11 protein-coding genes and 2 pseudogenes are annotated in these 15,212 nt (G+C 64.7%); 5 read left to right on the top strand and 8 right to left on the bottom strand.

The window, feature by feature from the left end:
- Positions 1-181: 181 nt before the first annotated feature.
- From holA to ACFVWD_RS11530, 4 genes and pseudogenes are all read right to left on the bottom strand, one after another.
- A complete protein-coding gene (gene holA, locus ACFVWD_RS11545; RefSeq protein ID WP_389595325.1) occupies positions 182-1,168 on the bottom strand; it encodes a DNA polymerase III subunit delta in 987 nt (328 codons plus the stop codon).
- Between the two features lie 79 nt (positions 1,169-1,247).
- Positions 1,248-1,493, bottom strand: a complete 246-nt coding sequence (locus tag ACFVWD_RS11540) for a hypothetical protein (RefSeq protein WP_389595323.1) — start codon at positions 1,491-1,493, stop codon at positions 1,248-1,250.
- A 326-nt stretch (positions 1,494-1,819) separates the two neighbouring features.
- Positions 1,820-2,647, bottom strand: a complete 828-nt coding sequence (locus ACFVWD_RS11535; RefSeq protein ID WP_389595321.1) for an arylamine N-acetyltransferase — start codon at positions 2,645-2,647, stop codon at positions 1,820-1,822.
- 4 nt (positions 2,648-2,651) lie between these two features.
- Positions 2,652-3,245: pseudogene (locus ACFVWD_RS11530) on the bottom strand (ComEC/Rec2 family competence protein); the annotation flags it as partial.
- A gap of 127 nt (positions 3,246-3,372) precedes the next feature.
- On the opposite strand from ACFVWD_RS11530, the gene ACFVWD_RS11525 reads away from it, so the two are divergent.
- The 5 genes and pseudogenes from ACFVWD_RS11525 (at position 3,373) to ACFVWD_RS11505 (ending at position 8,137) form a co-directional block, all read left to right on the top strand.
- Complete coding sequence (locus ACFVWD_RS11525) at positions 3,373-3,882, top strand: transposase family protein (protein WP_389595319.1); 510 nt, start codon at positions 3,373-3,375, stop codon at positions 3,880-3,882.
- A 1,195-nt stretch (positions 3,883-5,077) separates the two neighbouring features.
- Complete coding sequence (locus ACFVWD_RS11520) at positions 5,078-5,452, top strand: hypothetical protein (RefSeq protein WP_389595318.1); 375 nt, start codon at positions 5,078-5,080, stop codon at positions 5,450-5,452.
- 105 nt (positions 5,453-5,557) lie between these two features.
- Positions 5,558-5,764 (top strand): annotated as a pseudogene (locus ACFVWD_RS11515) (transposase); the annotation flags it as partial.
- Positions 5,765-6,402: 638 nt separating this feature from the next.
- On the top strand, positions 6,403-6,651 hold the full coding sequence (locus ACFVWD_RS11510; protein ID WP_389595316.1) for a hypothetical protein: 249 nt from the start codon (positions 6,403-6,405) through the stop codon (positions 6,649-6,651).
- A 112-nt stretch (positions 6,652-6,763) separates the two neighbouring features.
- Positions 6,764-8,137 carry a tyrosine-type recombinase/integrase gene (locus ACFVWD_RS11505; RefSeq protein WP_389595314.1) on the top strand — a complete coding sequence of 458 codons (1,374 nt, stop codon included), beginning with the start codon at positions 6,764-6,766 and terminating at the stop codon, positions 8,135-8,137.
- A 436-nt stretch (positions 8,138-8,573) separates the two neighbouring features.
- On the opposite strand, the gene ACFVWD_RS11500 is transcribed toward ACFVWD_RS11505, so the two are convergent.
- From ACFVWD_RS11500 to ACFVWD_RS11485, 4 genes are all read right to left on the bottom strand, one after another.
- A complete protein-coding gene (locus tag ACFVWD_RS11500; RefSeq protein ID WP_389595312.1) occupies positions 8,574-8,867 on the bottom strand; it encodes a hypothetical protein in 294 nt (97 codons plus the stop codon).
- A 719-nt stretch (positions 8,868-9,586) separates the two neighbouring features.
- Positions 9,587-10,423 (bottom strand): phosphoadenosine phosphosulfate reductase family protein, encoded by an 837-nt coding sequence (locus tag ACFVWD_RS11495; RefSeq protein ID WP_389595310.1) that lies wholly within the window; start codon positions 10,421-10,423, stop codon positions 9,587-9,589.
- Complete coding sequence (locus ACFVWD_RS11490; protein ID WP_389595308.1) at positions 10,420-14,058, bottom strand: ATP-binding protein; 3,639 nt, start codon at positions 14,056-14,058, stop codon at positions 10,420-10,422. Before ACFVWD_RS11490 ends, ACFVWD_RS11495 begins: the two co-directional genes overlap by 4 nt.
- Positions 14,055-15,164 carry a DUF4007 family protein gene (locus ACFVWD_RS11485; protein WP_389595306.1) on the bottom strand — a complete coding sequence of 370 codons (1,110 nt, stop codon included), beginning with the start codon at positions 15,162-15,164 and terminating at the stop codon, positions 14,055-14,057. The genes ACFVWD_RS11490 and ACFVWD_RS11485 overlap by 4 nt, the downstream gene beginning before the upstream one ends.
- Positions 15,165-15,212 lie beyond the last annotated feature (48 nt).

Raw genomic sequence — 15,212 nt, 5'->3', positions numbered from 1 at the left:
CGGGGAACTGCGCGACCGGCCCCTACCGGCTCGCAGCCGAGGAACACACCCCGGGGGCCTGGGGGCGGAGTCCCCAGGTTGCGGATGATGGGGGGGGTCCCCCTGCTCGAGCGAAACCGAGAGCTGGGGGGAGGGTAGGGGCGGCGAGGGCGAAATAACCCGGGTTCAGCCCAGCCGCGCGCTAGCCCCGACCAGACCGAGCCGCCCGAGCGATCGCAACGACCGCCTTCTCCAGCGCGTATTCGGGATCATCTCCCCCGCCCTTCACCCCGGCATCGGCATCGGCGACCGCCCGCAGGGCAACCGCGACACCGTCCGGCGTCCACCCCCGCATCTGCTGCCGCACCCGATCGATCTTCCACGGCGGCATCCCCAGCTCACGGGCAAGATCGGCCGGCCGCCCCCCGCGCGCGGAGGACAGCTTCCCGATCGCCCGCACCCCCTGAGCCAACGCACTGGTGATCAGGACGGGCGCGACCCCGGTCGACAGAGACCACCGCAACGCCTCCAACGCCTCCGCGGCCCGCCCCTCCACGGCCCGGTCGGCCACGGTGAAGCTCGACGCCTCGGCCCGCCCGGTGTAGTACCGCCCGACAATGGCCTCGTCGATCGTCCCCTCGACATCCGCGGTCAGCTGAGACACCGCGGACGCCAGCTCTCGCAGATCACTCCCGATCGAGTCGACCAGCGCCTGGCACGCCTCCGGCGCGGCCGATCTCCCGAGCGCCCGGAACTCGCCGCGCACGAACGCCAGCCGGTCCGCAGGCTTCGTCATCTTGGGGCACGCCACCTCCCGAGCCCCCACCTTGCGCGCGGCGTCGAGGAGCCCCTTGCCCTTGGCCCCACCGGCGTGCAGCAGCACGAGGGTGATCTCCTCGGCCGGCGCGCCCAGGTACGCCTTCACGTCCTTGACGGTGTCGGCCGACAGATCCTGCGCATTGCGTACCACCACGACCTTGCGCTCGGAGAAGAGCGAGGGACTCGTCAGCTCGGCCAGCGTGCCGGGCTGCAGCTGGTCCGGAGTGAGGTCCCGTACGTCCGTGTCGGCGTCGGCGGCCCTGGCGGCGGCCACCACCTCCTGCACGGCACGGTCGAGCAGGAGGTCCTCCTGGCCCACGGCAAGCGTGACGGGGGCGAGAGGGTCGTCTTGAGCGGTCTTCTTGGCCATCACCGAAAGCATCCCACGCGCCACTGACAACGCGTCCCGCACGGGAACCCTCGCGACCGGCCCCGCCCCCGGCGGAGCACTACGGCTCCTCGCGCCAGCCGTCCCACTCCCCCGCGAACTCGTCCAGCTCCTTCGGATCGAGCCGCTCCCCGGGATCCGTCACGACCACCAGCCACTGCACGTCCTCGGCGTCGTCCTCACCGGCCAGCGCGTCCCTGACGAGCTGCGGCTCCTCGTCGAGCCCGAACCGGTCACCGATCACCTCCGCCGCCTCTTCCGCGGCATCGCGGTCGGGCAGCACCAGCACATGTCTCACATCGCTCACAAGGACATTTTCCGCTACGCCGGACAGAGCCGACGCCGGGGTCAGCCGTTCTCAACGATCCGCACGTCCAGCTCGGTCCTGACGCTCGGTCCTGACGCTCGGTCCTGACGCTCGTTCCGACCACCGCGATGCCCCGCGCGAGCATCGTCTGCCGGCTCACCGTGAAGTCGTCCCGGTGCAGGAAGTCCGCCGACCTCAGATGGTCGTCGCGCATCGTGACGTTGGTGTCGATGGACACCGCACGTTGGTGTCGATGGACACCGCGTCGATCACCACATGTATCGCCGACCGCTCCACCGCTCCACCGCTCCACCGGTACACCGGTTTCAGCCCTTCCGCACCTCCGGCACCCGGTCCAGCTCGATCCCGAAGCGCTCCCGGTAGAGCGCCAACACCTCCTCGTCCGTTGCCAGTTCCGACACCTCTTTCGTCCCGTCCGGCGCCGTCGCCGTCAGCTTCCGACCGCTGAGCGTGATCCGCCCTCCGTCCTCCGTCACCCGCGAACAGACCAGCGACCGCGTGAAATGCGACTTCGACGAGGTGCTGTTCCACCAGGCCCCGGCGACGAAGTCACCCAGCACCCGCGGCCGCACCTCCAGGCGGTACTGCGGGCCACCGTCCCGGATGACGTCCAGGTCCTCGGCCTCCCGCCGCCCGCCGACGCCCCGCACCCCCGCCGCGTCCGGCCCCGCTTCGAGCACCCTGAACGTGCCGCCCGGGTCCATCTGTTCGGTCCGCGCCCCGAAAGCCAGCGGATAGTGACTGTGCGCCCCGAACCCGACGTCCGCCAGCCAGTCGCCCCCGTCCACCGTCCGCACCCGCAGCGCGAGATGGTCGTACGGGATCCCGAGCCGCCCCTCCTCCCCGTACACCCGCCCCGCGAGCAGCGTGACGTCGAAGCCCAGCGCCCCGAGCAACGCCCCGAACGCCCCGTTCAGTTCGTAGCAGAAGCCACCCCTGCGCCTGCCCACCACCTTGTCCAGCAGCCGCTTCTCCTCCAGCACGATCTCCTCACCCAGATGGATCGACAGGTTCTCGAACGGCACCGCCTTCAGATGGCGCAGGTGCAGGTCGCGCAGCACACCTGAAGTGGGCCACGCGGGGTGATGGGCGCCGATCCGGCGGAGGTAGGCATCGGCCTGTGCGGAATTCATACCCTCAGTCTCTCGCCACGCTCAGCCCTGCGCCCGCACCGACGACGGCCAGCGCCCCGTCCTTGTCCGTCCGCAGCACCACGGCACCCGCGACGCGCAGCGCCGCGACCGTGCTGGGCGCGGGATGCCCGTACGGGTTGTCCCTGCCGCACGAGATCAGGGCCAGCCGCGGGGCGACCCTCCGTATGAGCTCCGGGTCCTGGTAGGCCGAGCCGTGGTGGGCGACCTTGAGCACGTCCACGGCCGTCAGCTCCCCGGCCGCCGGTGATCTCAGCAGCGCTTGCTGCGCCGGCGGTTCGAGGTCGCCGAGCAACAGCAGCCGCAGCCCCGCCGACCGTACGAGGAGGGCGACGCTGGCGTCGTTCGGCCCGTCCGGGGTGGGCGCCGGGCTCGGTGGCGGCCACAGCACCTGCCAGTCGAGACTGCCGATGCGCCGCCTTTCACCCGCCACGGCCGACGTCACGGAGATGTGGCGTGCGGCCGCCTCCCTTTGTACGAACTCGGCCTGGTCCTGCGGCTCCGCGAACCCCGTCGTCTCGATCGCCCCCACCGCACGCCCCCGCAGCACCCCCGGCAGCCCCGCCACATGGTCGGCGTGGGCCTGTTCTTTACGTTCGGTGTGTCTCATGAGACATCTACAAGGACGAGGCTTCCCAGCTTGGACTTCTGCAGCACTAGATGCGCCATCACTGTTCAAGGAAGTAACACTGAGACACTGATCCGCCGTGTTACTCGATCTGCTGGCGCTTCCGTACCAGCCGGCACTGGCTCCGCAGGCAGCCGTGTCGCCTTCAGCATCGTGGTCGGTGAGAAGGTCGGCCCCGGCCACCTTTATCGCCCCCGAGATGCCCAGCGCTGGCGGCGACGGCTACGCCTCCGGCAAGAGCAAGCAGAACGCGGTGAAGATTCTGACGATCACCGATACCCAAAGGCGGCTATTGTCCGGCGGCGCTCTGAAGCCAGGCAGTTGCCTCGATGTCACCCAAGCTCGCGACGCTGGACTCGTGGAACTGCTCGGCAGACAAAACGAGCTGCCCATCCTGGCTGACGCTGGCTATCAATGGCTGAACGCCCAGACCAGCGGCCAGCTGATCACGCCGCCGCACCGCATGTTCAAGAAGACCGCTCCGGCTTGGTGGGAGGAACGGGTCACCCGGCAGCGCAAAATCTGCACATATCGTCATATTCGGCCGCGCAGCGGCGCCCAATTCGATAGAAAAAGACGCCGGTGGTGACGTCGTGCAATACCCGGCAGTTCCGGCGGACGCTGGCTTGTGCATAGTCGGTCAATGACCGAGGCAGCCCACACGGACCGATTGGGCATGGAACTAAGGCAGTGTCTCAAGCCAACGAATCGAGGAATGAATCCACGTTGCTAGACCCGAGCCATAGAGCTGATTGTTCAGATGGACCTCTATCCCACGTGGAGTCGATCCATTCTGCCAATGGGCGCCGAATGGCCCGATCTAGCGTGTTGTACTGGGACGTCATTGCGACCAATGATGGAGGCTTCCCCGCTCTGACTCGATTCTCGGCAACACACGCACCATGTGTTAGTCCACCCAACCCCGGGCGCCCGCATGGAAATCCTCGTGCCCTAATTACTGGGTCAAGAAACCGGGCCCAACTGTGGAAAGTAGCAAGCCTCTTAATGTGAGAGTCCAGATCGAGATGGCTAGGGATCTGTACGTATTCGCGGCATAGAGCAACAAAGACTTCTGGGCTTACCCATGAGGTGTTCATTCCTGGCGTTACCCTCAAGGCTTTGGGTGGAAGCATCAAACTGGAGGGTGGTGTTGGAGGTTTACCTTCTGCGAGCTCTCGATATGCCCAGCGTCGCACCACATGGCAAGCTTCATCGTCCGGGGGGTAGATATTCGACCTGCATGCCCCGAGATCGGGGTCACTGAATTCCAAACCAGCCTTTTGTTTGAAGAATAGACGGAATGGGATATAGTCATCGAATAGTTCAGGGAAGGCGGAGTCGATGAAGCCAGCCTCTTGTTGACGGGGGCGGGTGAGGTTGAGAGTCAAGGTGTCAAGAGGCGCAATCGTTCCAGCCTTGCCTTTCCATTCGCTTACCCATAGCAGAGAAACTACTCCCAAATCACCCGTCTGCCCCCCATGTGTTCCGATTGAAAGCGCAATGTAAGGGTTCCAGGTGATGTCAAGCAGCCACGTGCCCACAGAGCCAAGACCGCCCGGGATAATCGCTTCGCCCGAGTAGTGTTGAGCGGCCGCGAAGGCATGCCTTTCATCTAGCCCCAGTTCTATGGCCAAGGTTCCAGCCAGTGAGGTTAGACGACTATGGCGTAATGGCGCGCTTACGGGCCCTGGGCGAAATAGGCTTGCCGTAGTGGTCCAAGTAGAGTCGCGTTGGCCGCGATAGAGTTTATTCTCGTCGCGTGACCAGAATTCATAGGGCTGGAGATGAAGGTAGAGCCCGGCCTGGTAAGCATCATCGAACGGTTCGCTAGCTTCATTTACGATGAATGCCGCATCTGCGGCCTGCTGGAGCTCCTCCACCTGACGGATGACATCTGGCTCCAGCCCGTGAAAGCCACGGAAGAACCTGCTTGCCCATCTATCTCCACGCATCAACTCCTTGATCTCCTCGACCTCATAGAAAGGTCGACCGTGAACAAGTTGCCTATAACGACGGTAGGCAGCCTCATGCGTCATGCGGCAAGTTTCTACGGGATTGAGTTAAATATCTCGCTGGACTGCTCCAATTGGCGCCCTCCGGCTCGGGAGCTGGCGCTTGGCATAGCCCAGGCACTGCACCTGGACTATGCGCGTCGGTGAACCTCGGGGGTCTGCTGCAGGGTTGGGTGACAGGTTGACCTGCCCCACCCCTGGGGTTCCAGTTCTGGTGGCTAACTGACAGCCCTTCACGGAAGGCTGGCAGCCATGCCTCGTCCCTATCCTCCGGAGTTCCGGGCGCGCGCCATCGCGCTGATCCGCGCCGGCAAGCAGGCCAAACAGACAGCAGTAGAGCTCGGCATCCATCCCGTCACGTTGTCGAAGTGGTTGCGGCAAGACGCCATCGACAACGGGCGGCGAGCGGGAACGCCGTCGAGCGAGTCTGCTGAGTTGCCGCTCGCCGGCGGATCCGTGAGCTGGAAGGGACCAACAAGATCTACGCGAACCAGATACAGGTCTTCGGTCTCCGCAACGAAGAGCTGCAGGAGCAGAACCGGCGGCTGACGGGGCGGACCGAAGCCGCGGCCGGGGTCAGCCCGATCCGCCCGAGTTAGTCGAATGCATACTCGCACCCGGCCGACGACCCGTCGGCGATCAGCTGTCGGCGGATTCGATGAAAGCGCCCAGCAGGTAGACGGTTCGCATAACGGAGCTCTGGAGCGACAGATCACCGAACTGAGGACTATCGCGACAGCCGCCACGCTCCAGGCGACCGTCCCGGTGCCGCTGCAGCGGCACCGGACCCGGTGATCGCCCTGCCTACTGACGATTAATGCGTGATGTCGCCAGGGCTAATGGCGAGGCCTCTACCGATGAGGCAGCCGGTGAAGATGGTGGGCCGGCACTGGATCTGGCGTAGGCCCCGGGGGACTGCGGTGACCAGGTGCGTGTAATCGGCGAAGGCGACGTTGGCCAGGCTGGTTCGCCGCAGGCTGGACCAGATCCCCTCGACGACGTCTCCAGAAGGGTGCGGCCTGGGTGGCGGCGGGCGAAGGTGACGTCATAGGTCACCGTCCGCAAGGTAGGGCTCCGGACTCGATACCCTCCAGGCCGTGGCTGAAAAAGGAGGTATGCCGTGTTGCGCCCCAAGCTGCCCGACCAGCTCGAACGCCCTCAGCACCCACCACGCCCACGCACCGGTGCTCTCCGTTGGCCACCACTCCCTCAGCCCGGACGTGGGCGCGGTCGCCGCCGTCGTCGTCGAAATCGCCCTGACCGCGCTCCTCGGCGTCACGGCCGTGCCGGTGGCCATCGCCGCCGTGGCCCTGCGCTCCCTCGCCACCAGCGCCAACAAGCGCTGACCGGCCGCTGGGCGGCAACAAGCCGCCAAACATCCCGCCGCCCCGGGGCCGTCCCTCTCACCGCCGAAACAGCCGAAGGAACCCCGTGGCTGCGACAGCTGGAGGCCGCCGCGTGAAGTCTCTCGACGTGAAGGTCTGGGCTGTACGAAAGCGCCATACGAAAAGGCCCTCGTACGGCGTTCGGTGGTCCGTGGCGGGCAACGTCTTCTCCGATTCCTTCCGCACGAAGGCACTCGCCGATCACTACCGCGCGAAGCTCATGTGGGCGATGCGCGACGGCGAGGAGTTCGACCAGGCGTCCGGGCTTCCGGACTCGATGAAACCGAAGAAGTCGGCTGTGTCCTGGTACGACCTCGCCCTCAGGTACCTCGCTATGAAGTGGCCACATGTCGCCCCCAATACGCGCGACGGCATCAACGAATCGCTCACCAGCGTGACCGTGGTGCTTCTCGACGAGCGGGCGGGACGGCCATCCGACCAGGCCATCCGTACGGCGCTGCGCAACTGGGCCTTCGTCCTGCCGGGGCCCAACGACCGAGACATCCCGGACGACGTGCGGAACGTCCTTCACTGGGTGTCGAAGGCCTCGCGACCGCTCGCCGATCTTGCTGAGCCGGTTACGGCTCGGGCCGTGCTGGACTCACTGAAACTGAAGCTCGACGGCACGGCCGCGGCAGCCGAAACCGTGCGGCGGAAGCGGCGGACCCTCGTCAATGCTGCCAACTATGCGGTCGACCTGGGGGAACTGCGCGAGAACCCGATCACGGCCGTCCGCTGGCAGAAACCGAAGGTCTCCAACCAGGTCGATCCTCGCGTTGTCGCGAACCCCGAGCAGGCTTGGAATCTCCTGGCAGCCGTCTCCTACGTGGGTGGCTACCGGCGGGCCCGTGGTCGGCGCCTGGTGGGTCTCTTCGCGGCGATGTACTTCGGTGGGCTCCGGCCGGCTGAAGCGATCGGCCTCGTCGAGACAGACCTGAAGCTCCCCGAACAGGGCTGGGGATCGGCGCTGCTTCACCGAACTCGTCCGTCGGTCGGCAAGCAGTGGACCGACTCGGGGGAGACCCACGACGACCGCGGCCTAAAGAACCGGCCCGTTAAGGACGTCAGACGGGTGCCGATCCCGCCTCACCTTGTCTCCGCGCTCCGCGAGCACCTGGCCACCTTCGGTACGGCAGACGACGGACGGCTCTTCTTCAGCGAGAAGGGCTCGGTCGTCCCGTCCTCGACCTACTACCGCGTCTGGCAGGAGGCCCGCCTCCTCGCGCTCCCGCCGACCGTCGCGGCCTCGCCGCTCGCGAGTCGGCCGTACGACCTCCGGCACTCGGCGCTGTCGACATGGCTCAACGCGGGTGTCGACCCCACCGAGGTAGCCGAGCGCGCCGGCAACAGTGTCGAGATCCTGCTGACCCGCTACGCCAAGTGCCTCGACGGACGGCAGGACGTCGCCAACCGGCGTATCGAGGATCTGCTTCGCGAGTACGAGTGAGGTCAGCGGAAGAGTCTGGCCCGCCTCTCTCCGTGCTGGTCCTGCAAGTGACAGGATCGCAGCACCGCAGAGGTGGGAGGAATTCTGCGACAAGGCAGGTCATACGTCCGAGTGACATAAACCCCTCGGCTGAGATGGCTGAGTTCCAGTTCTGGAAGTGCCGTCAGTGCGGAGCCGAGCCCTTGGGCCTGTTCATGGACGAGCGGGATCGACCACGGTCACTACGACGACCCTGATGTCCTGGACCCGCACACCGATGTCGTACCCCCTCGGGTACGTGGACGGCGTACTGACCCGGTTCTGAGGAACGGACACGCAGCGGCCTTGGATGGCGAAAGCATCCAAGGCCGCGCCCAAGTGCTAGTGCCGCATCAGGCAACGTTCGCCCCTGTACGGACGATGGCATTATCTCGGTGGCCGTAGCACGAGGGTGGTGTCAGGTTAAGTTGTCCTGGGCCCAACGGGCGATGCCGCCGAGCTTGACAGCGGCCGATGCGATGTCGCCGATGGCAATGGGCTGTTCGATCTGGCCGTCAAAGCCTTCGAGTCCGGTCGCTTCCTCGACTATGCGTGCGACGCGGTACGCCTCCGCGGCGATCGGCAAAGCCGGCTTTCCGAGGTAGCGGTATGGGATCTCGATGTTGGCCGATTCCCCGGCGTAGTCCAGCTGGAGGTAGCCGGCAGGGCCGTTGCGCCACATGGTGAGGCTGTAGAGGTACTCCTGCGACAAAACGGGCCCGATCTCCGCAGTGACCCGCTGCAGGATTCGCCCCTACGCAGCTCGCTGGGCCGTGGTCAGGCGCACTGGCTCCGGTTCGGCGTCCGGGTCGTACTCAGCGGCGCGATCTTCCAACGTCTCCAGAAGGGCAGCCTGGGTGGCAGCGGGCGAAGGTGATGCCATAGGCCACCGTTCGCAGGTAGGGCTCCGGACTCGACACCCTCCAGGCCGTGGCTGAGCGGATGCAGGTGCGTGAGATCGGTACGATGAGGGCCGGCGGTTGCTGCCGAGTACAGGAGTTGAGGGAACGAGCCGTGAGTCGGCACGTCGCCGACCTGAAACTGGAACGACGGCCGCCAGACGAACATGTACAGGCCGGGATCGGCCGGGAGCGCCGGAGCCAGGTCCTCCGTGGCACGATGGATTTCTCATGGGCTAGCGAACTCCACCAGGTCTTGGGTGAGTTGCTCACAGTTCTCGACGTCGAGTATGCGGAGCAAGCCCAGTTCCACCTAGAGGGCGGGACTGTCCTCCCGCCGGTACCTCTGGACTATTCGGCTGAGCGCGTTCGAGTTCGCCGAGTCCGAGCCAGCCATATTTCAGGAGCCCTCCCCCGCTGACTAACCTTGATGGAGATCAGCGACTGGGAGGCCTGACAATCAACCAGCGGACCACGCGAGAGGCCCAGTTCGCGGAACGTTCCGCCAACTGGGCCTCTCACTAAATGTGGATCAGAGGTGGCAAACCGCGCAGCCGACCTCATCGCTGTCATCGTCGAGTGCGTCGGACAGGATCTCAAGCAGCGGCCTGTTCGGCTTCACCTTCTTGGCTGCCCGATCGAGCGCTGCCTGATGCTTCGCCTCGATCTCGTCGCGACGTCCTATCAGCTCTCCCAGCGACTCGCCCTGCGACCATGTGTACTTTCGGCCTTGCATGGCCGTGTCCTGGTGCCTGACCTTGTCCTCGTACTCAACAGCCTTTTCGTAGAGATCCGGGTGTCGATCCTTGAGGCCGACCCACTCGTGCTTGCGCTGGAAGAAGCAGAAGTAGCAGCCGGAGCGCGTGCGCCACTCGTAATAGCCGGGGAGGCCGATGCCGGCTTCGTCGAGGATTCGGTCCACGCCCGCGCGGTCAATCCCATCCTCGCGAAAGGGGAAGACCGCAGTGATGTTCGGCTTGGTGCTGACGTAGCCAAGCCGGTTCTCGTCTGCGCGGATGGCCACGTACGAGATGGCCTCGTCGTCGCCGATCCATTCTTCAAGCGGCCTGATCTTCAGGTTCTTGGTGCACCAGCGCATTTGAGGGCTCGGCAGCGTGCCCTGGTAGACCTCGAGCCAGTGATCGAAGTCTCGGGAGGAGTTCAGTCGCTCGATTGGCTTACCCAGGGCACCCTCAAGACGGTTGAGGTACTCGTACGTCTCCGGCAGCTCGGCCCCGGTGTCGCAGAAGAAGTACTCCATCTCCGGCACGCGATCGCGCATGTAGATCGCGAGAGATGAGGAGTCCTTGCCCCCGGAGATCCCGAGTACGTGGCGCTTCTTACTCTGGGAGCCGTCGGTGTCTGTCACAGCTGCTCCTTCTTCTCAGATGCGGCGTTGTCCTGGCCGGACAGGTGCTCGGCCAGGGCGGCGAGCAGGATGCGTGCGCCGTCGGGGCCTAGTGCTTCCTCAGCTTGCCTGATGACACTGACAACGAGCTTGTCCGCTGCATTCCGCGACTTCTTCGGGACGTGGATGAGCGTGCGCTCCTCCGTCCCTTGGGGAGTGGTGAGCGTCAGCAGGTGGGTGTCGATCTGGCGCTGCTTCGGCTTCGTGCGCTTGACGGACGCCGCGGCGGGCTCGTCGACTACCTCCTTCTCCGCGGCGTCGTACAGATGGCTCACGCGGTCAAGTGCACGTGCCCTGTCCCGTACGACACGGGGGAAGGCCTCCACGTTCCGGTCAGTCCAGTCACCGAGCGCCTGATTGACGAGCTGGACCACGACTGTGCCGAGCCAGTCGTCGTCGGGCAGCATCTCGTTTAGCACCCGGGTCACAAAGCCATGGAGACTGACTTCGAGTGAGGCATCAGCGAAGCCACGCATACGCTCGGCCAGACCTGTCCGCAGTTCGCGGGTACTCGACGCAGGAAGCCTGAATTCCTGCGCAAGTGTCTCGACTACATACCGGCACAGGTTCGCACTGGCATCCGTAAGTTCGTTGAGCGCGGCGGTGAGGCGCGCGACGTATGCCTCTGCGGCCTCGGGATCCTTCTGCGTGCCCGGAGTAATCTTCTCGAAGCCCAGGGCTTCCGGGAGCTCCCCAAAGACCAGCTGATCGGGGTCGGTAGCTTCGGTCAGTACTCGGCGAACCACGAGGGTGTCGTCGCTAAGACGCTTCGTCTTCCGCGAGTACTGATCGAGGACCATGACCCGTTCCAGCATTCCGCGGGTTACTGCAAGCAACGCTGGGTTCCGATTGGCGCGGCTACGGGGGATGTCAACGCCGAGCGACTTCACGAGACCGTCGAGCACGAGTCGGCGCTGGCCGCGATCAACCGGGGTCGATTTGAGCGTGAACCGCTCAGGGTTGACGTTCAGGCGCTCCATGATCGGAGCGGTGAGGCGCGGGCAGTAGTTGCCTTCCTCAAAGAGGGCTACATCGTTACCCCGGATGACGAGCCCGGCAACTACCAGGATCGGGACGACGCCGGCCTTGACGCCGTACGGAGGAGCCATGAGCCGCTCGTAGATCTCTACGAGGTTGGTCGGCTCTTTCGCATCGCTCAATGCCTCCTCAAGCGCCTCCCAAACAGGCATAACGCTCGCGTTCGTGGCAGCTGTCGGGCGAGACATTCCGTGGGTATGAATGCTGCCTTCAGAGCTCTGCCCGCCAGTGATCTCACCAGCGGCACGGTGCAGTCCGAGGTGCTCAACGACGCCGTCGTATAGGGCACGCTCTGCCGGGAACTTGTCCTGGGGCCAGCCGAGCAGAGGCAACCCGGTCTTCTCGATCATCGACGTGAGGACTTCACGGCGTGTACGAGCGGCGTTACTGGTGAGCTGGTGACGTCCCACCATCTCGTTCCGTACGTGCGGAGTCTGGTCGTAGACCACGTTGCATGCTTCGGATACGAGCCCTGCGTAGCTGCGGGCCTTGAGTTGCCGGGCGGGCTCACCGTCGGTGTCCTCACCGCTCTTCCACAGGAACCAGCTCGACTCGTCGCTTCCCGGGCGGAACGCCTCGGCGAGCATGGCGGTGATGCGCTGGGAGAACTCACCAGCTCGCTCGTTGATCTCCCGCCGAGCGACATGGTCTAGGTCCTCATCGCTGATGAGGTCATGGAGCGCCACCAGGGTGTTGCCGACGTCCAGCACCGCCTGGGGGTTCTTGGTGACGCCAACGACGACTGGGAGTGGAGAGTCCACACGAGGGCTGCTGTTCAGGTCACCGAAGTGGAAGACGAGCATCCCGTCTGCCGCGTCCTGAACGACTTTCGGGCCGCGCAGCTTCTCCGTTCGATGGCTGACCGCGGTGACGAAGTGCCGCTGCATACCGGTGAGCTGGCTGTGCGCCCCCGCGGCCACCGCGTTCGGGAGGACATTCGTCCCGAGGTGCTTGTTGAAGTAGCGCACCACGTCATCAGGCTGCAGCTGGGTAGCGATCTCTCGAACCCGAGCGTCGATGTCGACATCGGTGCCCTGCCAGATCCGATACTCGTCGCTGTATGAACGGTGGACGACCAATCCGTCTTCCACCAACTTGTCCAGCCGCTCCCGCAACTGGTCGAACCGCTTGGCGTCGGTGGCGTCGGTCGGGTCGTTCAGCGCGAACTGGATCATTGCCGGCGTAGCGCGCAATAGCCCATCAGCGTCAATGAGATTGAGGACGCCGATCGCCTTGAGTAGTTCCTGGTCTGCTTTGGGGAGCCCGTTGGCCTCCTCAAGGCGAGCGTTGATCTCCAACCACCGGCTTGCTTTCGCAGACGCGAGGATCGTGGTGCGCCCTGCAGAGAAGAAGAAGTCATACAGCTGCGGGATACGGATCGTCGAGGCGAGCTCCGCGGCTTCGAGCGCGCAGGTGTCGAGGCTGCGCCGTACCGTGAACGGCTCATCGTTCACCAGGAAGCCGCTGAGGCTTCGATCGTTCTGGCCGATCTGTGCCGCCATGAGCGGAGCGGCCACCGCGGTAAGGGGGTGTAGCGGGTACAGCTGAGCGAATGACTCTGCCGAGATGTCTACTACCGAGTGCAGCGACTGCTGGCGCCAGATGCCATACGCCGCCTGTGCCTGAGACTTAACCAGCTTGCGGCCCTGTTCCGGCACCTCGGAATGAGCCAGCTTCCGCTGGAGAAGGTAGACCGCGTCACCCAGATTGGGAGCGAAGGTGACGTCCTCGAATCGGCCCTGGATCTTGGCCCACTCCTGGGTCTGCACGGAACTGGACCGCGAAGCGTAGTCGGAGAAGGCCAGGTGCTGCAGGGTGAACATGAAGAGCGGCAGCCCCTTGGCGCCAGCGCCCTTCTCTGCGAGGAGCTGCAGGAGGAATACGTCACTCTCGGAGCTATTGCTCTCGCTGACGGAGACCAGATACTCCAGCGTCTTGCCGAACTCATCAATGATGAGGAGGAGCGGCGCCTTGTCGCACAGCGTCGTAACCGCGTTGAGCAGGCTGTCGGTAGTCGGAACGTCCGTCTCGGCACAAGCCGCCATGACAGTGGAGACGTCCTTCGGGACACGCTTCTTCCACTTCCGCTCCACGGCAGTCTGCAGTGCCCGATGGACGGTTGCCGCCAGCGGCTCTCTGCGTGCCGTTGTGACAGCGCCCAAGAAGCCGTCAGCCGCAAGCGCCTCGCGATTTTCAGCAATCTCCTGCGCCAGTGCAGGGTTGGTGGCTGCGACCGCCTCGTAGGCATTGGCTCGACGTTCGGAGTCGTGGCCGAGAAGGGCGTCAATCAGGTTGGAGAGCGTCGACTTTCCCGAGCCGTACGGGCCGGTAAACGACCAGGCACGGGTGCGCTTGAGGTCTCCAAGCGCGTTACCCACCCGGTCCAGGACGTCGAGGGCGCGCACGCCCACGTATGGAGAGTGCAGGTCCTGCGCGCGGACGTCGCGCTCCAGATTGGTGGAACGGAATTCCGTACCAACGAAGCTGATCCCAGCAGGGATCTGGAGATCCGCGCCCTTCAACTTGGCGCTGGGAGATGTCTTGGTCGCTGTGGTCACGCGAGCTCCTCGATCATGGCGGGCTGCTGGGGGATCTGCCCCTGCGTGGCCTCAGCATCGTCCGCACTCTTCTTAAGGCCGGGGTTCTGCCGCGCCCACTCTTCGGGGGTCGGGAACCCGTCACGGTCACGCACGCGGCCGTATTGCTCGTCGAGGATGTCCCAAGCCAAGGTCTCCGGGTTGTCCGCGAAACGGAGGCTCCGCTGCCCGAGCGACTCCACGATCTCCAACTGGGGGTGGTTCTCGACGAAGGCTTCGATCGACCTAGCGAGTTCGGGCTCACGCATGTGGAAGGCACGGCCAGGAGCGCCGGGCTCACTGGCAAGGCGGGCCAACGAAATTGAGTCCGGCTTACGAGAAAATCGAGCAGCGTAGTCGAGGCAGGTGTGCACGAGCACGCTCGGCGGCAAGCTCGGACGGATGCCGCTGGTGAAGCGATAAGTACGCTCCTTGCCGCGGCCTCCCTGATACTCGAGCAGGCCGAGCTCCTTGAAGGGGCAGAGCAACGAGTCCTCAAAGCTGCCCGGGGAGAGCGGATTCGGATCCATGTCCGGGGCGTACATCTTGACGAAGCACTGGACGTCTCGGCTGATCGAGTCGGGCGCCGGCCACTTGTCACGCTCGAAGCTGCTGTGCACCTCTCGTGTAATGAGGGTAGCCATCTCGTCCACAGTGACGCGAGCAAGCGGCGCGAGGTGGAACATCACATACCAGCTCGGCACGAGGCACTTGGCCTCCCTCTCGCCGGAGACGAGCCACCAGTGCAATAGCCAGAGGCTTCCAGTGTCCTCGAGGTAGGGGTCAGCGCCATCCTCGTCAAGGAGCCACCGCGCACGCCAAGTTGGAGCGGCCGCGAGCGCCCGCGCCTGGACATCGGCACTGCGGTATTCGTGGGTGAGTTTGAACGCCTGTGCCCAATACCTCATGGAATCAACCATGTTCTTACCCACGCTCAGACGCACAAGCGCATCAGGGGCGTGGAAGAGCATCTCGTCCTTTTTCACCTGCATGTATGCCTTGTGCAGCCAACCGAAGCGCGGAGGAAAGCTCTCGTGCCTGTTGAATTTCAATCCGACGACATCGGAGGAGAGGCGGCCTTCTGGCATTACGGTCGAACCCTTCAGTTCAAGGTTTGAGTGCGAAGTCTTAAGTCG

Origin of the sequence: Streptomyces sp. NPDC058086 (assembly GCF_042885015.1) — a bacterium.
Taxonomy (GTDB): Bacteria; Actinomycetota; Actinomycetes; order Streptomycetales; family Streptomycetaceae; genus Streptomyces.
Note: the sequence above shows the minus strand (reverse complement) of the source record. Positions and strands in the feature narration are given on the sequence as shown.